Source organism: Paenibacillus sp. FJAT-27812 (genome assembly GCF_001273905.1).
Classification (GTDB): domain Bacteria; phylum Bacillota; class Bacilli; order Paenibacillales; family Paenibacillaceae; genus Pristimantibacillus.
Map to the genome: position 1 here is coordinate 6306287 of NZ_LIGH01000001.1, position 20185 is coordinate 6326471.

Below are 20185 nucleotides of genomic sequence, written 5' to 3' on the forward strand. Positions count from 1 at the left end.
TCATCGAGACGCGAAAGATAACGGGTTTCACCCGTATAGCGCTCGATTTTTCTTACACCCGATATACAATTGCCTCATAAGGCAGAAAATCGATCACCGTTTCCTGAATGGTTCGTTCAGGGTTATTGCTGATGACGATTTCGCCCAGCTTCCCTACGCCGAGGTCGGAGACGTTGCAGGTCGCGAGCTGCTCCGAAATGTTCAGCACCACCAGCCAGGATTCCTCTCCGAGCTTTCTCGTATAAGCGTAAATCTGCTCATGCTGATCCAGATAAGTCTCAAACTCGCCGTAAACCATGACCTCGTTGCTCTTTCTCAAAGCGATGAGCCGCTTGTAGTAATGGAAAACGGAATCTTCGTCCTTCAAAGCCTGCTCGACATTGATATCCTTGTAATTAGGATTGACGCCGATCCATGGTTGTCCTTCCGTGAAGCCCGCTTGCGATCCTGCATTCCACTGCATAGGAGTGCGGGAATTGTCGCGCGATAAATGCTGAAGCTCCTTCAGTACAGCGTCAGGTTCGCGACCAGTTCCGACCTCTTCCTTATACTTGTTCTTCATCGCAATATCGTTATATTCGTCGATAGAATCGAAACGGATGCCCGTCATTCCGATTTCTTCACCCTGATAAATATAAGGCATGCCCGGCAGGGTGTGAATGAGGGTGGCGAAGCATTTGGCCGACTGTTCTCGATATTCGGTATCATTGCCGAAGCGCGATACAACCCGCGTATGGTCATGGTTGTTCAAAAATTGGGAGTTCCAGCCCTTTCCCCACAATCCCTTGTACCAGCGATCCTGGATTTGCTTGAAGCGCGGCAAATCCCAATGGGCCATATAATCGCATACTTCAAAGTGGAAAAGAGTGTTTAATTCTCCTCGCTCCTCGCCGACGTAGAGCACGCCGTCCTCGGGGTTCACGAACGGAATTTCGCCGACCGTAAACACATCATAATGCTTTAATACTTTGTCGTGCATTTCCTGCAAATACTCATGAATGCCAGGGTTGTTGCCCAAATACGAAATTTCCTCGGGCCGCTCGGCGTCTGGGAAGCCCGGGATTTTGGCAAGCAAATTGATGACGTCCATCCGGAAGCCGTCGATCCCTTTATCCAGCCAAAAACGCATAAAATCATAGACTTCCTCCCGTACCTTCTCGTTCTCCCAATTCAAATCCGGCTGTTCAGCGGCGAAGGAATGGAAGTAATACTCGCACGTTGTTTCATCGTATGTCCAAGTGGAGGGGGCGAAATAGGAACGCCAATTGTTCGGCTGCTTGCGCCAAATGTAATAATCGCGCTTCGGATGTTCGATGCTGGATCGCGACTCCTGAAACCAAGTATGCTGATTGGAGGTGTGATTGACGACCAAATCCATAATAAGCTTCATTCCTCGGTCATGGACGGCAGTCAGTAACTTCTCGAACGTGGCCATCGTGCCCGCCTTCGGCATGACCGAACGGTAATCCGCAATATCGTAGCCGTTGTCGACGTCAGGCGAATTGTAGCATGGATTCAGCCAGATGACGTCCACACCCAGGCTTTGAATATAATCCAACTTGCTGAATACTCCCTCAAGATCCCCATATCCATCGCCGTTGCTGTCATAAAAGCTGCGCCAATACACTTGATAGACTACCGCTTCTTTCCACCATGTTTTGTTCATTTATTCTCTCCCTTTCCACTTCAACCGCATAGTCGGTCGTATTGCTTAGCGCCGTCACATGCAGGTCATAATCCGTCTTTGATCTTTGCATTTCAACGCTTAGTTGGCCGTCGTCCATCCGAATCGCAGAATCACGCTGCTTGGCTTTTACAAATACTAAATTTTACTTTACTGCCCCTGCCGCAATCCCTTTAATAATATATTTTTGTGCTATAGCATAGAAAATGAGAACAGGGATAATGGTTACGGTCAAGCCTGCCATCGCTTGATTCCAAACGATTGTAAACTCGCCGAAGAAATAAAAAGTTGATAGCTGGATAGTACGCAAGCCTTTTTCCGATAGCACAAGTGACGGGAGTAAGTAATCGTTCCATGAAGCAATAACATCGAGAATAGCAACGGTTACTGATATGCTTTTTAGTAAAGGAAATACAATTCTCCAGAATACGCCAAATGTACTGCAACCATCAAGAACAGCCGCTTCCTCTAAAGCTATAGGGATTGACTTAATAAAACCGTGATATAGAAAGACAGCTATGCCAGCGTGGAAACCAATATTCATAAAGATCAATCCACCATGCGTATTAAGCACTGGCACATGCAAATAGGTACGTATCCAATCCATTACTTGCATAAGTGGCATCATTAATGTTTGGAATGGAATAAGCATTGTTGCGATAAACAAGAAGAAAATGATTTTACTCATGACATTATCGCGACGTACTAGCATCCACGCCGTCATTGAAGCAAGCACAATGACAAAAATAACAGTAGCAATCGTCACATAGAGTGAGTTTCCAAGTGCAGTTAGGAAATTCATCTTCTTAATTGCTGTTGCATAATATTCAAAGCTGAAGGTGCTTGGTAAAGAGAGTACATTTTCATATAATTCAGCACGTGTTTTGAATGAATTAACAATCATGATGTAAATTGGCGATAAAAACATCAGTGAGATTATAACGATTAACACAGAAAATATTGCATTTTTAGTCTTACTCATTACATCTGCACCTCTCTTCGCTTTGTAATTACGACTTGAGTAACCGTTACAAGCGCAATAATGACAAAGAACACGATTGCTTTCGCTTGACCAAGTCCATAGTTACCATATCCGAATATTTCATTAAATACGTTCATAGCAAACAACTCAGTATGGTGGATTGGGCCGCCATTCGTTAATGACAAGTTCACATCATAAATTTTGAACGCACCCGATAACGTTAAAAACAAGCTAACTGTGAACGATGGCATCAATAATGGAAATACGATTTTGGTCATGCGATGCCACATATTTGCTCCGTCTACTTTAGCGGCCTCCATGACTTCATCAGAAATCCCTTGAATACCAGCAATATAGATAACCATCGTATAGCCTGCCATCTGCCAAGTGAAGACGATTACCAATGCAATTAAAGCGTAGTTTGAATCAATAAGCCAATTAAAGAAGATAGAGTCTTTTCCTGTTATAGACCCTATCTGTTTAACTCCATCAGTAAAAATGAAGCGCCAGATGTATCCCAGAATCAAGCCGCCAATAAGATTCGGCATAAATAATAGCGTGCGAACAAGATTACTTGTCTTGAATCCAGAAGTAACCAGCAAAGCAAACACTAAACCAAATAAATTAACGCTAAATAGTGCAAATACAGTGAATTTTATTGTATTCCACGCAGATGCAAGGAAACGCTTATCCTGCAACAACGCAGAATAATTATCAAAGCCAACAAAAACTTTAGGGGTACTAGCAATTCCACCCCAACTAATAAAGGAATAGTAAATTCCAATCAAAAATGGAACTAGAACAACAATACAAAAAACTAAAAACAGCGGCATGGTGAATATAAAATACCATAGTTTTTTATTTGGCATACGAAACTCCCTTTTATCAAGTTTGTCTTAGATGAAAAAAGAAAGGCCTAACATCCTTTGTAAGGGTTTAGGCCTTAAACAATGTATGTCTCTGTATTACTTAGCAGCTTTTACCCAAACATCTCGAAGCTTATCAAGGAATTGTTCTGGTGTTATGGAAGGATTAAGAAAAAATTCAGAAGCTAGCGGTGCAAGATCATTAATGATAATGCCTTGCGGGAAATAATTCAAAGCCCGGGGAATTGTATTTCCCGATTGTGATGCTTCATAAACTTGCTGTGATAATGGATCTAGGCCCGTTGGTTTAATCGTTGTAACCGCTGGAACAAAACCAAAATCATTAAGAATTGTATTTTTGCCTGTTTCGCTAGTATACAACCACTCTAAAAATGCATTAGCTGCTGTAATTTGTTCTTGAGATGCTTTATTGTTTATAACCCAACCAGATGGGATGCCGACTTCCAATTTATCGTTTCCAGCGATCGGAAGTGGAGCCAAACCGATATTAATATCATCATAGTCAGCGAGCATACTGTAACTCCAGTTACCTTGGTGTACAATTGCTGTTTTACCTGATGCCAGATCACCCATTTGTCGATCATACGTTACTTCAACTGGATTAACCGTATAAGCACGAATAGCTTCCATCAATTTGGAGAACTCCTGGAATTCTGGTACTTCTTTCAAATCAACTTCACCTTTGTTTACTTTCTTAATGAAAGCTACAGGATCTTTCTGCAATGCAAATGGCGTGTTAATAATATGTCCAATCAAGAAATACGCGGTTTGAGACAGTCCCAAACCATTGATACCATCAGCTTTGAATTTTTCAAGAGATTGTATTAATGACTCTGTGTCTTTCACAGTTGAAGGATCATATAAATCTTTATTGTATACAAGCCCAAACCCTTCAATTCCAATTGGAACACCTACAACTTTACCGTCAATCTCCAAAGCCATATTTGGAACGATGTACTTCGCATAAGTTTCATTCGTCATGTCATAGAAATATGATGCGAATTTTTCAGCTTCAACACCTTGTTGCACAGAAAAAATGGTGGGACCTTCATTAGCAGCTAACTTTGTCTGTAACTGTGTAATGTAAGAATCACCTGCGGAACCCCAAACCTCAACTTCATTTCCTGTTTCTTTTTTATACTTAGAAGCCAAGTTCTCAAGCGACTCTGCAATTTCAACTTTACTTTGGAATAAAGAAATTTTAGCAAGCTTCTCAACCTTATTTCCACCATCACCTGCTCCTTCATTTGGATTTCTGCCTGTATTGTTGCCACATGCTGAAAAAATAAAAAGCATTGTAGTAACTAGTGCAAGACCCCATCTTCTCTTCATTTTTGCATCCCCCTATTACGATTTTGAAGTTTATTACACAACTTGATTATAACTATAAAAATTTACCGATCACAGGTGAAATATTCGCCTAAATGAGTAAATTATGAACCTGAAGTTCTTAAAAAGTATTAAAAAACAAAAAAACACATTCAGTTCCAACCAACTACTATCAACAATTTTGACAGAAGTATTTTGGATTATAATGAATGTGTTTTATGTTACATTTTGTATTTCTTTCGATAACCGCTAGGCGTGATACCAGTATGTTTTTTAAATACCTTACTGAAATAATTCAACTCTTCAAAGCCACTTTCACTCGCAACCTCTTGAATGGATAACTCAGTATGATCAAGCAATGAAAATGCTTTTTCTATCCTTAACTGAGTTAGATAATTCATAATCGTTGTGCCATACTCTTCTTTAAACTTTTTCGCCAAATATTGCGGTGAAAAATGAAATTTCTCTGCCAAACCCGATAATGTAACCTCTTCCTTCATATGATCATTAATATAATTTCTTACCGCAGCGATTGACTGAACTTGAGTTACTTCCAGCCTACTGTAGTTGACTGATTCTAGCAAATCACTAAAAATTTGTTTAAGTTTTGACGACCATTCTTCCAGCTGTGATAACCAAAGCGGCATCGTCTCATGAAAGTTATCACTGTTAAGTTGAATATAAATTCGCACTAGCAAAAGGTTAATTTCTACGGTATAGTGCTGGAGCTCCCTTAAGCTTACAATCTCATACGAAGCCAACTCCATTTCGAAAGACTCGACCAACTCATGAAGATATTGTTTATTTTTTGCGAGAATTGCTTCTAAAATAACACGCTCCTTGTCTATAAAAAAGTGCATGGCTGTTGATTTTCGACCACTCTTATTGTGGCCAAAAATATTACAATTTAGAATAATCGATTTTTCCTCAAACAAGGCTAATTGAAGTCTACTAGCTGTCAAGCCCATTTTATAGAACCCTGAAAATGAAGATAGGCGCAAAGTTCTTTTCCATGCTGCCTGTATTTTTTTTACAACCAACTCTATATCCGTAAGTAAATAATTAGAACTTATAAACAATAGGATAAATTCTTCATGTTGAAGCACATACCAACTACCAAACGATTCAACCAGCTCTTGAACAATATTTTTCATCGAATAATTAAACAGCTGCTCGTCTCGAGCATAATATTGCTTTACGATTGCATCTTTGTTTCGCGGCAAAAAAGTAACAACATAAAAAAAATCAGGGTTGATTCCAATGGTAGTAAGAAAAGTAATAAGCTCTTCTTTGGAAACCTGTTCCTCCTCAATCAAGCGAGAAAAACGCTGCTCCATAACGAGATTATTCACTTCATTTAAGCGAAAATTAGTGCTAAGCTCCTTTAGCCTAACTTCCTGCTCTTGTTTTATTTGATCGCACGCTTTTTGAATAGCTTTTTCCAAATCTCGAATTTTAAATGGTTTTAGTAAGTAATCCACACCGTTAGCAAGCAGAGTCGCCCTAGTGTAATGGAACTGTTGATAACCGCTTAGCACAATAACTTTGGAGGTCCAGCCTTCCTCCCGAAGCTTCTCTAAAAACTCTGTGCCATCCATAATATGCATGCTCATATCGCAAATTATCAACTCTGGGCTATGCTTCCGTACAAGTTCCAATGCCTCCAACCCATTTTCGGCCATAAATATTTGATTGATGTTATAACTTTGCCATTCAATCGATAGCTCAACACCTTCACGTACATGCTCTTCATCATCTACGATTAATAACTTCATCTTCTTGTCCCTCTCTTGATGCTTCAATTGGCAACGATAATGCTACGATCGTTTTTTTATAAGGACTGCTAGAAATCGACCAATTAAATCCGTTTCCATAATAAAGCATTAATCGCTTCAATACATTGGACAAACCAATTCCCCGCTTCTCCGATACAACAACCTGCTCAAGGTAACCAGCTTTGACCTGTTCAATTTGCTGATCTGTAAAGCCTTTTCCGTTATCGATTACCTCAATTAACAGTGAACACTTAGTCAAAACAATGCTTACAATAATATGGATTTGACCATTTCCTCGTTCTAAACCATGTATAATACTATTTTCAACAAGCGGCTGTAAAGTCATTTTAGGTACATAAATGCAACTCGCTTCATTTGGATATTCTAACTCAAATTGAAGCCTTTGCTTATAGCGACCTTGCTGAAGCACCATGTAATGCTGTATATGTTCGATTTCTTCTTCCAGCGTAACATCCTCGTTCTCAATATCCATAGAATAGCGAAACATAGCTGCAAATTCAGCAAGTCGATCACTGACGTCATGAGCTTTGGATTTTATCGCTAAAGTTCCAATCGATTGCAGCGTGTTATAAAAGAAATGAGGATTGATTTGAGCTTGCAGCATTTTCAAACGAGCTTGCGATAACTCAAGCTGATGACGATATTGCTTATTCCATAGCTCATCTAGCTCATCAGCCATCTCAAACAATCTAATTTCTAACAAATCTAACTCATCCGGTGTTGTCTGTACAGGCTTGCGCTTTAATTGAAAGTTACCCATTTGCAGCTTCTTAATGTGCCGCAACATTATTTTAATTCTACGCAACATGTAATAAGAGATAAAAGCCGCCAAAATGGAAACAAAAACAATTGAAATTGCTTGAATTAACACCGTTTTACCAAGTGCAGAAGTACGTGCCTTATTAATAAGTGTGCGAGGTATAAAACTAACGATTGTCATGATTGAACCATTTTCATCTGTCTTGCTAAAATAGACATAACTGCCTTCATTAGTTTGAAGTTCCCCTTTATCTGTAAGTAGATGGGGTGTATGAAGCCTTTGATAAAGTTCTACCAGCCATGGTTCTCTAGTTTTTTGTACAGTCTCCTGATGCGTAGGTTGTTGATCTCCTTTTGAGAGTGATGGATCAGATGTCGACTCCATCTCATCTGCAGTTGTATAGAGTAAATCGAGATTATTTCCGATAAATAGATATACAGGTCCTTGCTCACTTGTTGTTAAGGAAGTAAGCATATTGCTGATTTGTAATGGTTTAACATCAAAGGTAGTCAAACCGATTACTTCGCGAGTATAAATATCTATGAATGGCTTATTGATACGCAATCTTGGCTCTCTATTTTTAAGTGTAACTTGAAATGGCTGCTTCAGCTCACTATGTGCATACGAAATCTCATGATCTTTAAAATCAGGAATAATAACTATGTCATTATAATGATTTCGAATATTAAACTGCTTGTTTGTTAGCGCACTTTTGTAAGAAACTGCACCAATCTCGCTATAATTCGCATATATTTTTTCAAGCCTTTGTTCAATATAGACACTTTCAGCAGGATTTTGAGGTTTTTTTTCCGACAACAGTCTAACAAGCTCAGGATCAGAAAAGTATGTCAAGCCAAGTAGTGACAATTCATGAAAATAAGACTGCAATGCTGACATCGTAATTGACATAGAATTTTGATTCAGCTCAACTAGCTGGCGTTTGATTGCGTTGCCTGTAATGTGATACGACAAATAATTCGAAATAATGAATGGAACAGTTGTCGCTACGACCAAGCTAATAATAATTTTTGTTATAATACTCCCTTTTATAAGCTTCATCTAGGCATCCTCCACTCATTCCCCCGTACATTGTAGCACAGCAATAGGGAAAATCGTAACATAGACGCGGACGCGCCTTGCACACTTGCCGTTTCGTAAGACGCTGCAGTCCGCTCATTTGACCAACACGATCAAGCAGAAGATTAAAGTGTTCTTGATGGTTTTATCCATGTTAATAAATACAATTAAAAAAGGAGCTTACGCTCCTCTAGTTAATTAATTCATGTTTATAAAGTACTGATAGAACATAAGCATAATTAATAAACGGCTAATTCCATTCCAATTCTACTTCTTTTAACAACTTCTTGAGTGCTCTTACAGCAATAACGAATAGATCTTCATTCTTAAAGCCATGAAACTTATCTATAGCTGCCAAATGTGGCTCAAGGGACATGAATCCGTTATACCCCTGTCGCTTGAGCTCAGCCGTTAAACGCTGCAATTGCCCGTCCCCTTCTCCCGCAGGCACAACCTTTCCACTTCCCATAAGCGCGTCCTTAACATGAATGTAAGAGATGAATGGCTGAATGATTGGATACGCTTCCTCCATAGGCCGAACCCCACATTGAACATAATTGGCGGGATCGAACGCTGCACGTAGGTTTGATGAGTTGCAGCTCATTAATATATCCTGACAACGCTCCCCAGTATCGCCATAAACACCTTTTTCATTCTCAAGGAGAAGCTGCACGTTCTCTTGCTCCGCTATCCAGGTTAGGTGTCTCATCCGAGTTATTACTTCTTTTCGGTGTAAACTAGGATCATCGCCCTTAGGAATATGGAAAGAGAATATACGAATATTTGATGTACCAAAATAATTAGCTATTTCTATTGCTCGCTTAAAATCATTCAAATGTGGATCGAATTTATCCATAATTTCAATCTTTCCAATTGGAGAACCGATAGAAGATACTTTAAATCCTCGTGCATCCAGTCTATCTTTTACATAAGAAATTTCACTATCTGTTAGTTTTAATACATTTTTCCCAAAAACACCTCGAAATTCGAGATGTGAAATTCCTTCTGAAGCCATTACATCCAATTGCACCTCCAAATCAGAGGAGATCTCATCAGCAAAACCAGTTAATGTAATCATCGTACTCACTCCTTATTCTTTTTATGCAGCTACCATAATAAGCTAAGTTATTCATAATCCTTTGCTTTTTTGATAAGCACATCATAAGCAGCCTCAGGGGATATTTTCCCGAAAATAACCTGCTCTCCTATATCTTTATAATCCTTTTCTGTGTAGTTACTCCAACCTTTAGCTCCTTGACTGTACTTTTGCGCATCTGGTGCCACATTTTTGTTCAATTCGACCTGCTGCATATCAGCATTTTTTAATTGTGGTCTCAAATGTTCTAGTATGGTACTAGACACAGGGACACCTCTTGTTGTTGTGAGAATATCCGCTGCTTCTTCATCATTTATAAACCAATCAATAAACTTTGTAGCTTCTTCCGCATGCTTTGTATCAGCACTTACCGCCCAGAACATCGATGGCTTTAAAAAACCCCCGGCTTGCTCTCCCTTTGGCACTTTAACGAGCTGGTACACTCCTGGCTTTAAGCTATCATAACCAGTAAATATTGCGCCAAGTGAACGTCTAATCAACACTTTATCGTTGTGTAACAAGTCCAGCTTGGCATCATATTCAATATCCGTTGCCGTTATTTCAGCAGGAGGAACGACTCCTTTGGCTCTAAGTGCAGCGTATTTATTAATAAATTCAAGCCAAGTCTCTTTATTAATATTAAATTTGCCATCATCAGTAATAGGAGCCCCCTGACCCTTGCTTAACTGATAATGCGTATACATATCATAGTCTGATGTAGAATCTAGCAAAGCATATTTGTTATCCGCTAGCTTGGCTTTAGCATCTATACCAAATTGAAAATATTCTTCCCACGTCCAATCATTACTCGGCGGCTTTATTCCCAGCTTGTCTACTACATTTTTGTTATAGACCATTGCTGTAGCATTGTTACCAAGCGGTATGGCATATTGCTTATTTCGATACTTGCCTGTCTCTAGGAGCGCAACGTCAATATTTTGTAAACGTATGCCGGTAGACAATTCTGCAAGCTGATTGCGGCTTGCATATTCAGCGAAATATTTGAGATCTAATTGAAAAATATCCGGTGCATTTTTAGATGCTGCCTGAGTGGCTAGCTTATCCGCATAGCCGTCGTTGCCCGAGAATTCTGGATCAAAGGTGACGTGTGGGTTTTTTTTGGTGTAAAGCTCCAACGCCTTTAATGTAGGTTCGTGCCTCGTCTGTGAGCCCCACCAAACAATACGTAATTTGACAGGCTTTTGCCCCTTCGAACTATCAGTTAAACCATCGTTAATTAACGTGCCTGTCTCTTTCCCTGAACTGCAAGCAGATAGAGTCACCATAATTACCAAAGCAAAAAATAAGATGCTTACTATTTTCGTTTCAACTCTTTTTTTCATCAATTAGTCTCCTCTCAGTTGATCTTTCTTCATTATAGGAGCTATTAGAAAATACTAAAATATGAGCATTGAACAGTTTTCTTACACTATTGATCACAATTTACTTTTTCCTATCTCACTTGGGTTGACACCATGATTTTTTTTAAATAAGGAACTGAAGTATGGAACATTCCTATAACCCACCATTTCGGATATCTCATAAATTTTAAACTTACCATCAAGTAGAAGTGCCTTCGCTTTTTCCATTCTCACTCGAATCAAATAATTCGTAAAAGTCTCTCCCGTCGCTTTCTTGAAAATTTGATTCAAATAATTACGAGATAGATATAGTTGCTTGGACAACGTTTCTAACGTTACTTCTTCAGCATGACGCTGATGAACAAAATCAATCATGAAATCAACGACTTCTTTATGCTTCCTGTTCTCATACCATCCACGATTCGTAAAAATAATTTGGATCTTAGCGATTAACCAATGCCTGAAATCATCAATAGAATGAATGCTTTTAATTTCGTGGCTAATGTTAAGCTCTGAAAAGACCTCATCCGACCATGTATTTGCTTTATATAGTGTAAATGAGAGAATCGTCCAAAGCTCTGTACATAAATACTGCAAATATTCGGAATCTATCTCTGACAATTGACTAAACTGCAGCAGGTATTCATCTATGACTTGGTTAATCGTATCTTCTTTAGCATATAGAACTGCTTCAGAAAGATCCTGATAAAATTTAATCGGGCGAAATGTCACGACACTTAACTCTGAATGCACCCTCTGCTTCGTATGATATTGTTTCGTTGACTGCTGTAATACATCAAGAAATGCTTGTTCAGTAGAATCAGAAAGTTCTATTAAGCTCTTAACATCACCGATCCCTACCCGAATCAAAATGTTAAGATACGTGAATATACATTGTATAATTCGTTCTCCAACAGCACGTATTCTACTTAGTGATGTATCTATACTTAAATCAGGAGAAATATGAAGAACAACAGCTACGTGATGACTATGCAGTTCTACAAATTTTGACTCTGGCCAATCATCTTTTAATATTTCACAAATAATATTTTCTAAAGCAAAGCGAAATAAATTCCAATCCGCAAGGGCTAAATTTGAAATACGATTCGTATGTACCAGCTCGATTGCCATCACGACATGCTTATTTTGCAGCCAGCGCTTTTGCTCGATTATATTCAATTTCTCGTTCATTAGTGACTTTTCGAACGTCCCAGTAACGACTGCCTTCAACCATTCCTTCTGCACAAAAGGCTCATAACGCATAAGACGATATTTAATCTCTTCTTTCTCAAGTACATTTAATTCCTTAACCTCAAGGGACCTGACTACTTTTTCAAGTACATCGTTCAATTCATCCACTGTTAATGGCTTAGATAAATAATCACTTACCTGTAGGCGCAGAGCCTGACGAGCATATTGGAAATCGGAATAACCACTCAATATAATAATCTCGCAGCAAAAATCCTCATCTCGCAACTGCTCAATCATTTCGAGTCCATTCATAATTGGCATATAAATATCTGTAATTATAATATCAGGCTGAAGCTCCCGAATCTTCTTCAATCCTTCTTTACCGTCTATTGCAGTTCCAACGCATACTGCATCAAGAGAAGACCAAGCAATTGCTCTCTCCATTCCTTCTATAACTTGAAAATCATCATCAATGATGAGAACCTTCCACATTTAATCCCTCCTTCATAACCTTTTGATGTTTTATTATTGGAAGTTTAATCATTACAGTAGTTCCTTCATTGTGTATGCTAAATATTTCTACTCCAAAGGGTGTTCCAAAATAAGCCGCAATTCGCTCAACCACATTGCGTATCCCATAGCCTCCAGTCTTCATTGCTTTCTTTTCATTCCAATTTTCTTTAAGTCCAACACCATTATCTGAAATAGAGAACACCATCTTATCATTCTCGACATACCCTTTAATTTGAATATCTCCTTTCCTTCTGTCATGAAAACCATGAATAATTGCATTTTCAATAAAGGGCTGCAGTGTAACTCTAGGGATATAGAGATTCCTCATATTATCTTCTACTGTTATCGTGTATGTTAAATGATCTTGGAGACGTATTTTTTGGATTTGCAAATAGCATTCAATATGAGTTTTTTCATCTACGATCGAAATCATCGTTTCTCCATTGGATAGGCCTACCCGAAACATCTTGCCCATAAGAGAAAGTATTTTACTTATTTTGTGCTCTCCTGATTTAATTGCCATCCAGTTCACTAAATCTAGTGTATTGTATAAAAAATGGGGATTAATCATTGCTTGCAAAGCTTTAATTTCTGCTTCGCGCTGCCTTTGATGCTGTTCATTAAGGGAAACCATAAGTTCATCTATCTTTTCCATCTGCTTGCGATATCCATTAAATAAATATCCAAATTCATTCTTATAATCAGTAGGAATATCGTCAATTAGTAACTTCGAAGGTAATCTCTCTAATATTCCAACTAATAAAAGAATTGGTTTTGTAAACTGTCTCGAGAGAAATAAAGTAAAAATAGATACGATTACGATAGCTGAAAAACCTAAAGCTATGAAGATCTTCGCCAAACGGACGCTCGCATGTGTAATCTCTTTCCAAGGCGTAACTTCAACCAACACCCAATCAGAATCCAGCTTACTCCAAACGAGCAATGCTTCTTTCTCATTGATTAGAGTTAAATTATCCGTTTTCTTCTGACTAATCGAATCACTGATCCTCTCTTTCATCGATTCTGTCAAAAGGGGACTGCCAATCATGGATATGATTTTCCCGCTAATGTCTATTAACATCCGGCTTCTATTATTTGTTTCGCCGTGCAGCATACTTTCTATGTCAGATGCCTTGATATTTAGCAACAATAAACCATAATACTTACCCGAATTGCTATATAACTTTCGGGCAAAGCTAACTACCCTGCTTGTTCCATTATTTGTATGAATACGATGTGTGGAAATCCACGCATAATCATTATGTTGAATGTCGGAAAACCACTCTTCCTTATTTAGCTTCTCCAACTCAATGAACTGAACAGGATCTTGAAAGGAGGTTATAAAAGGCTTCTCCATATAAAAATTAATAGATTGAATCATCGTTGTGCTATAGCTGATATTAGAGAGCATTTTTTCCAAATCTCTCTTTCTCCTCAGGCGATCATAGGGATCCAAATCCTTATGATCAAAACCAATTCTGTCCATGTTAAGAGCCACCGATAATGATATCTGCTCAATTGCATTTAATTGAATATCCAACTGCTTGTTCAGTTCATTCAATACATCCTGCTGATATTTAGAAGTTGTATTTGTGAGCTCCTTGGAGGTTAAGCTATAACTCACCCATGTAAAAATCATCAGGAGCAGCGTTATAAAGATCAAGAAGCTTCCAAAAAGCAGGCGACCTACACTTAATCGTTTAAACAAACCCAAATCATCTATGCTCCTCTCAATAGAAAAAAAAGCTGCGTCTTAGCAGCTTTTCATTTTTTTGTCTCATTTTATCCTTTAACTGCTCCAGAGGCAATGCCATCTACAAAGTGTCGCTGTGCCAAGAAAAAAATAATCAGTGACGGTATAACAGATATAAGTGACATCGCTAGTAACTGACCCCACGGCATCTCTGATGAGCTGTCTACGAATAGCTTCAATGCAAGTCCAACTGTGTATTTATCTACGGAATTGATATAGAGCAGATGCCCAAAGAAATCATCCCAGTTCCACAAGAAGCAGTATATGGTAACGGTAACTAAAGCTGGCTTTGTAAGCGGCAAAACAATTCTCCAATAAATACCAAACCAGTTGCAACCATCTATCTTTGCAGACTCATCCAGCTCTTTCGGAATTCCTCTAATAAATTGAATTAATAAGTAGATAAAGAAAGGTCCTCCGACCCCTCCAGCAAGTAAGTGGGGGATGTAGAAAGGAAGATATGAATTCACCCAGCCAAAGTTATTAAACATAATATACTGAGGCACAAGTGTAACCTGTGTAGGAAGCATTAGCGTAATCATAAGTATTGAAAACCACACTTTTTTAAGTGGAAAATCGAGTCTTGCAAATCCAAAAGCAACTAAACTACAAGATATGACCGAAGTGATCACAACGCCTAACATGATTTCAAAAGTATTCATGTAGAAATGTGTGAATGTATATTTAGGCAATGCTGCCCAGCCATCTGTAAAATTACTCCACATCCATTCATTTGGAAATAAGGAAGGTGAGTTCATTTCTTCATTAGATTTAAAGGAAGCCCCAATCCACCATATTATCGGATAAATCATCAAAACACTGAGTACAGTTAAAAATATATGGGAACGAAATGTTTTTATTGTAGCAACATTCATGCCTACTTTCTCCCTTCCGTTTCTGTCTCATAGAATACCCAGTATTTTGAAGATATAAAGATAAAAGCAGTAGCTAGGCCAATAATAATGAGTAAAATCCAGGCTAGGCCGGAAGCATACCCCATCTCATATCTTGAGAATGCGCGATCATATAAGTAGAGAGCATACATATAGGTCGAGTTTACAGGTCCACCCTTCGTAATAATGAATGCTTGTGTAAACATTTGAAATGAACCAATAACTTGCAGTACGAGGTTGAATAAAAGTACCGGTGATAGCATTGGTAAAGTAATACTAAAAAATTGTCTTATTTTAGAAGATCCATCCACTGACGAAGCCTCATACAATTCAAGGGGGATTTGTTTCAAGCCTGCAAGAAAAATGACCATTGAAGAACCAAATTGCCACGCAACAAGGATAATTAACGTCCCAAGTGCAGTAGATGGATTACTGATCCAGCTAACTCCTTCAATACCGAAGAAGGACAGGATTCGATTCAGAAATCCATCTATTCCAAAAATATTCTTCCATAAAATGGATACTGCCATACTGCTTCCAATCAAGGACGGCAGATATATAAGCGTTCTATACAATGAAATCCCTTTTAGTTTCTTGTTCAGGACGATAGCAATCATAAGAGCACTGAGAAGCTTAAGTGGTACTGAAAAAACGACGAACAATATTGTGACCTTCAAAGACTGAACGAATATTTCATCATCCGTAAAGATCCGCTCATAGTTTCTTAATCCAATCCATTGAGGTGCATCTAGTAAAGTGTAATTTGTGAATGAATAATAAAGAGACTGCAGCATAGGCCACGCTGTTAAGAGAAATAAGCCAATCAGCCAGGGAGAAATGAATAAATAACCTGCTAAGGGTGATTCCCATCGACCTTTCAGGTAAGGGATTCGTGAAGCAATTACTGCATTCGCTTTTGTTTTTATCATAGTCTAACCTCTCTCTCAAAATAGCCTGCTCCTCAATTATAGAAGGACAAACATAACTTTAACATGAGAGGATCGAACACTTATATTTCACAATCGAACACATTAAGCAGTTTATGTTAATACAAAGCACCGCTTCGGTCGTAGATTTTTCTTTTTATTCGATTCTGGTTTACTTCAGCGCTGAAAGCCAATTAATAAATGCTGAAGAATGAAAAAACAGCCTGTTACTAGTAACAATCACATAGTAATAGGCTGTCATATTTATTAATCTACTTCTTTCCCATTAGAGCTTTGCCAAATATCAAACCATTGCTGGTCACTCAGCTTTATCCGAAGTGCCGCTGCTCCCGCTGCGATCCGCTCACGGTTTCCTGATCCAATAATCGGCATGATTCTAGAAGGATGGTGCAGCAGCCAGGCATACATCACCTGATCGATCGACTCAGCATTTGTCTCTTCCGCAAGCACTTGCAGCCTTTTCTTCAGCTTTAAAGCTTTTTCGTGAGTGGCTTGAAACAGCTGTCCTCCTGCCAAAGGGGACCAAGCCATAGGCGCTATTCTTTTCTCTTGGCAAAGATCCAAACTCCCATCTGAAAAAGCGTTCACATGTGAGACTGAAATTTCAAGCTGATTGGTCACTAGTGGAAACGGCAAATAGGAGCTAAGGTTCTGGAACTGTGCAGGCAAGAAGTTCGACACCCCGAAGGCTCTAACCTTACCTGTCTCTTTAAGTTGGACAAAAGCCTCTGCAACCTCAGCCGGGTCCATAAGCGGATTTGGGCGATGTATCAATAACAAATCGATGTAATCCGTCTTAATATTCATAAGGGATCGTTCGACAGACGAGATAATATGTGATTTCCTAGTATCATAGTGCTTGATAGCATGATTTGATCGATTACCCGATATAAGCTTAATCCCGCATTTGGTTACGATTTGCATATTGGACCGCAAACTTGGTTGTAACGCTAATGCTTGCCCAAACAACGCTTCGCAGGTATAATCGCCATAAATATCTGCATGGTCAAAGGTTGTGATACCTTGCTCCTCCATGCAAAACTGCATGAGCTCCATCAGCTTAGAAGGACCAAGGTTCCATTCCGCCAACCTCCAATGGCCATGTATCATTCTCGAAAATTGGACCTCATCCGTTAGTACAAGACGTTCCATCTAGATGCCACCTCTTTGTTTCAAAATATTATGTTACAACGACATAACGCTCAACAAGAGCGTCCAGCCTTCTACGATCCTCATTGCTTAATGGCTCAATAGGACTTGATGTCCTCTCTGATGCAAACAAATTCATTTTTTTAGCTATATATTTCATTCCTGTTAGCCATGTCGGCCCGCCGATATGCTTTTTAATCTCCAGAAGGTCTTTTTGCAGTTCGTATGCCTTGGCTACATCTCCTCCCTTGCTGGCATTATAGATATCCACAAACAACTTTGGAAAAATATTGGTCATTCCTGAAATATTGCCGTGTGAGCCTAGTAGAAGGCTTGCCACAAACATCTCTTCTCCACCCCCAAAAACAGTGACACCGGAGTTCTCCAAGGCAATTAAATTCAGTAAATGAGTTCCCCAATCCGGACGGGTATCCTTGAAGGCCACCACGGAATCCAGTTTGGCTATCTCCACAATAGCTTCTGTACTAATATCGACGCCAGTTGCTGTTGTGTGCCCATATACCATGATGTCTAGGTCTGTAGCACGATCCAGCACTTCATAATGTCTTACAATCTCTTGTTGGCATGACGTATTCATATAAAAGTGTGGTGTGGAATAAACAATTTTAGCTCCGAGCTGCTCCAATTCTTTTATGTTCTCAATTACCCTGGAGGTGCCACAGTCGATTGCGCCACAGTACACTGGCACTCTGTCGCCAACCTCTTGTAATACGATTTCGTTGAGCCTTTTCCATACTTTTCTAGAAACCATAACTCCTTCACCTGAGGTACCGGCTGTGAAGATACCGTGAACACCATTGTCTAAATTATAATGAATAAGCTTGACCAATCCGACCTCATCCAAGGTCTCATTGTCTAATAATGGAGTCATAAGGGGTGGAACAATCCCGCCAACTGCTTGTTCATTACGTAATTTCATCTTTTATCCTCCTAGTAGTTAAAATAATATGAAACATACCTTATGGTTAAAATGAGCGCTAACCTTTCACAGAGCCCATTGTAATCCCTTTAACAAAGCTCTTTTGTAACGATAAAAAGAAAGTAATCATCGGAATAGCAGCGACTGACGCGCCCGCCATGGCGTAGCCGTAGTTAATGGTCAACTCATCATAAGCCATTGTTGATACCCCTAATGGCAAAGTCAGCTTATCGCTTGACTGAAGAACGATAAGTTGCCATAAATAATCATTCCAGGTTTGCATGAAGGCAAAAATGGCTAGCGCCCCTAACACTGGTTTAATCAATGGCAAGATGATGTTCGTAAATAACCGCATCTCTCCGGCGCCATCAATTCTAGCAGCCTCTATCACTTCATCAGGCAAGGTCGACGCAAATTGACGGACAAGAAATACACCAAGCGGAAAAGCAATTGCTGGCAAGATAAGTCCCATCTGGCTATCTAGTAAATTCAAATTGCGGATAAGCATATACAGTGGAACTAAAGTAACCTGATGTGGCATCATCATCGTTCCCAACACTAATGCAAATATTATGTTTTTGCCGGGAAATTTCCGCTTTGCAAAGGCATAACCAGCCATAGCTGAAAAAAATAACACGAACAAGACAGTTGCAAGACTTGTAAAGACACTATTGAATATCCAATTAAGAGCCGGTTTTGTTGAAAATAAATGAATGTAATTATCCCAAATGATTTGCTTAGGAAACCAATCCGGCTGTCTTGACCAAATACTCGTCTGATTTTTCAATGAACCTGTAATCATCCAATACAACGGGAAGACAAATAGCAATGATGCTGCACTCAGACTGATATAACGAACTATTTTCATAGCGATGCTCCTTACGTTAACCCCAAACTTGTCTACTTAATTCGATTTTGTTTTAAACAGCTTAAATTGTAAAAAAGCAATCAGTATAATAATAATAAACAATACGACACTTTGAGCAGAAGCAGTCCCATAATCAAGCGATATAAACGCTGTTTGGTAGATCGTATATACGAGTGATTCTGTACCATGGAAGGGACCACCATTGGTGATGAGATGAATAACGACAAAGATTTGAAAGACACTAATAGTTGATGTAATGACGATTAATAGTGTTGTATAAGAAATCATGGGCAATGTAATCGTGAAAAATTGTTGTATCGGGCTGGCACCGTCTATTTCTGCTGCTTCATACAACTCTTGGGATACGCCATCCATCGCCGATAAGTATAAAATAATGGGTTGCCCAACCATCCATGTAATGACAATTACCGATATTGCAACAAGCGCACTAAGCTGCGTTTGCAGCACATCCACATTTTCTATTCCGATCATGCTTGCCAAGTAATTGACAATACCAATGCTCGGGTTGTACATCCAACTCCAAACTAAGGACAGGACTACCGGAGTGCTGACAACAGGCAAGTAGAATACAAGTCGATAAAGGCTCTTTGACCTTTTATTAAGCCCTTGTATCAAAGAAGCAAATATCAGCGAAATACAAACTGTTGCCGGAACGATTAGTAAAATATAGTAGAATGTATTGGCAAGGGACTTGAGAAATAATGTACTTTGAAAAATATCGAAATAGTTGCTTAACCCTACAAATTTCCGCGAATAGATATCAGCATCAAACAGACTTAAATACATCGTGTAAAACAATGGGTAAATAAGAAACAAACTAAGAAAAATGAAGTTTGGCGCTATGAAGAAGTAGCTCCATATCGTACTGCGCGTTTTCATGTGCTGGCACCCCAGTTGTAAGAATAAAAATCCATCTTGCTATTTTGGTCATAGGTTAT

16 protein-coding genes are annotated in these 20185 nt (G+C 39.0%); all 16 read right to left on the reverse strand.

Annotated elements, in window-relative coordinates; all coding sequences use genetic code 11:
* Positions 1-52: 52 nt before the first annotated feature.
* Positions 53-1666: a glycoside hydrolase family 13 protein gene (locus tag ADU23_RS26885; RefSeq protein WP_053376569.1), complete on the reverse strand. Its 1614-nt coding sequence runs from the start codon at positions 1664-1666 to the stop codon at positions 53-55.
* Between the two features lie 163 nt (positions 1667-1829).
* Positions 1830-2666, reverse strand: a complete 837-nt coding sequence (locus tag ADU23_RS26890) for a carbohydrate ABC transporter permease (protein WP_053376570.1) — start codon at positions 2664-2666, stop codon at positions 1830-1832.
* On the reverse strand, positions 2666-3535 hold the full coding sequence (locus ADU23_RS26895; RefSeq protein WP_053376571.1) for a carbohydrate ABC transporter permease: 870 nt from the start codon (positions 3533-3535) through the stop codon (positions 2666-2668). The genes ADU23_RS26890 and ADU23_RS26895 overlap by 1 nt, the downstream gene beginning before the upstream one ends.
* A gap of 96 nt (positions 3536-3631) precedes the next feature.
* Complete coding sequence (locus tag ADU23_RS26900) at positions 3632-4885, reverse strand: sugar ABC transporter substrate-binding protein (RefSeq protein WP_053376572.1); 1254 nt, start codon at positions 4883-4885, stop codon at positions 3632-3634.
* Between the two features lie 218 nt (positions 4886-5103).
* Entirely contained in the window at positions 5104-6657 is a 1554-nt protein-coding gene (locus ADU23_RS26905; RefSeq protein WP_053376573.1) for a helix-turn-helix domain-containing protein, read from the reverse strand.
* Complete coding sequence (locus tag ADU23_RS26910; protein WP_053376574.1) at positions 6635-8497, reverse strand: sensor histidine kinase; 1863 nt, start codon at positions 8495-8497, stop codon at positions 6635-6637. Before ADU23_RS26910 ends, ADU23_RS26905 begins: the two co-directional genes overlap by 23 nt.
* Before the next feature lie 268 nt (positions 8498-8765).
* A complete protein-coding gene (locus ADU23_RS26915; protein ID WP_053376575.1) occupies positions 8766-9593 on the reverse strand; it encodes a sugar phosphate isomerase/epimerase family protein in 828 nt (275 codons plus the stop codon).
* Positions 9594-9640: 47 nt separating this feature from the next.
* A complete protein-coding gene (locus ADU23_RS26920; protein ID WP_053376576.1) occupies positions 9641-10954 on the reverse strand; it encodes an ABC transporter substrate-binding protein in 1314 nt (437 codons plus the stop codon).
* A gap of 93 nt (positions 10955-11047) precedes the next feature.
* Positions 11048-12655: a response regulator transcription factor gene (locus tag ADU23_RS26925; protein ID WP_053376577.1), complete on the reverse strand. Its 1608-nt coding sequence runs from the start codon at positions 12653-12655 to the stop codon at positions 11048-11050.
* Entirely contained in the window at positions 12633-14390 is a 1758-nt protein-coding gene (locus tag ADU23_RS26930; RefSeq protein WP_053376578.1) for a cache domain-containing sensor histidine kinase, read from the reverse strand. The genes ADU23_RS26925 and ADU23_RS26930 overlap by 23 nt, the downstream gene beginning before the upstream one ends.
* Positions 14391-14458: 68 nt before the next feature.
* Entirely contained in the window at positions 14459-15304 is an 846-nt protein-coding gene (locus ADU23_RS26935) for a carbohydrate ABC transporter permease (protein ID WP_053376579.1), read from the reverse strand.
* 2 nt (positions 15305-15306) lie between these two features.
* A complete protein-coding gene (locus tag ADU23_RS26940) occupies positions 15307-16251 on the reverse strand; it encodes a carbohydrate ABC transporter permease (RefSeq protein ID WP_053376580.1) in 945 nt (314 codons plus the stop codon).
* Positions 16252-16515: 264 nt separating this feature from the next.
* The gene (locus ADU23_RS26945; protein ID WP_053376581.1) at positions 16516-17421 is read right to left on the reverse strand and encodes an aldo/keto reductase; all 906 of its coding nucleotides are present in this window, start codon (positions 17419-17421) and stop codon (positions 16516-16518) included.
* Positions 17422-17449: 28 nt separating this feature from the next.
* Entirely contained in the window at positions 17450-18358 is a 909-nt protein-coding gene (locus tag ADU23_RS26950) for a dihydrodipicolinate synthase family protein (protein WP_053376582.1), read from the reverse strand.
* A gap of 58 nt (positions 18359-18416) precedes the next feature.
* Positions 18417-19226, reverse strand: coding sequence for a carbohydrate ABC transporter permease (locus ADU23_RS26955; protein ID WP_053376583.1), 810 nt, complete (start codon positions 19224-19226; stop codon positions 18417-18419).
* A 36-nt stretch (positions 19227-19262) separates the two neighbouring features.
* Positions 19263-20126, reverse strand: coding sequence for a carbohydrate ABC transporter permease (locus ADU23_RS26960; protein ID WP_053376584.1), 864 nt, complete (start codon positions 20124-20126; stop codon positions 19263-19265).
* Between the last annotated feature and the right edge of the window lie 59 nt (positions 20127-20185).

What these genes read in the sequence shown, in the direction of transcription:
- ADU23_RS26885 (WP_053376569.1), bottom strand. Translation starts at nt 1,666, where the DNA reads ATGAACAAAACATGGTGGAAAGAAGCGGTAGTCTATCAAGTGTATTGG.
- ADU23_RS26890 (WP_053376570.1), bottom strand. Translation starts at nt 2,666, where the DNA reads ATGAGTAAGACTAAAAATGCAATATTTTCTGTGTTAATCGTTATAATC.
- ADU23_RS26895 (WP_053376571.1), bottom strand. Translation starts at nt 3,535, where the DNA reads ATGCCAAATAAAAAACTATGGTATTTTATATTCACCATGCCGCTGTTT.
- ADU23_RS26900 (WP_053376572.1), bottom strand. Translation starts at nt 4,885, where the DNA reads ATGAAGAGAAGATGGGGTCTTGCACTAGTTACTACAATGCTTTTTATT.
- ADU23_RS26905 (WP_053376573.1), bottom strand. Translation starts at nt 6,657, where the DNA reads ATGAAGTTATTAATCGTAGATGATGAAGAGCATGTACGTGAAGGTGTT.
- ADU23_RS26910 (WP_053376574.1), bottom strand. Translation starts at nt 8,497, where the DNA reads ATGAAGCTTATAAAAGGGAGTATTATAACAAAAATTATTATTAGCTTG.
- ADU23_RS26915 (WP_053376575.1), bottom strand. Translation starts at nt 9,593, where the DNA reads ATGATTACATTAACTGGTTTTGCTGATGAGATCTCCTCTGATTTGGAG.
- ADU23_RS26920 (WP_053376576.1), bottom strand. Translation starts at nt 10,954, where the DNA reads ATGAAAAAAAGAGTTGAAACGAAAATAGTAAGCATCTTATTTTTTGCT.
- ADU23_RS26925 (WP_053376577.1), bottom strand. Translation starts at nt 12,655, where the DNA reads ATGTGGAAGGTTCTCATCATTGATGATGATTTTCAAGTTATAGAAGGA.
- ADU23_RS26935 (WP_053376579.1), bottom strand. Translation starts at nt 15,304, where the DNA reads ATGAATGTTGCTACAATAAAAACATTTCGTTCCCATATATTTTTAACT.
- ADU23_RS26940 (WP_053376580.1), bottom strand. Translation starts at nt 16,251, where the DNA reads ATGATAAAAACAAAAGCGAATGCAGTAATTGCTTCACGAATCCCTTAC.
- ADU23_RS26945 (WP_053376581.1), bottom strand. Translation starts at nt 17,421, where the DNA reads ATGGAACGTCTTGTACTAACGGATGAGGTCCAATTTTCGAGAATGATA.
- ADU23_RS26950 (WP_053376582.1), bottom strand. Translation starts at nt 18,358, where the DNA reads ATGAAATTACGTAATGAACAAGCAGTTGGCGGGATTGTTCCACCCCTT.
- ADU23_RS26955 (WP_053376583.1), bottom strand. Translation starts at nt 19,226, where the DNA reads ATGAAAATAGTTCGTTATATCAGTCTGAGTGCAGCATCATTGCTATTT.
- ADU23_RS26960 (WP_053376584.1), bottom strand. Translation starts at nt 20,126, where the DNA reads ATGAAAACGCGCAGTACGATATGGAGCTACTTCTTCATAGCGCCAAAC.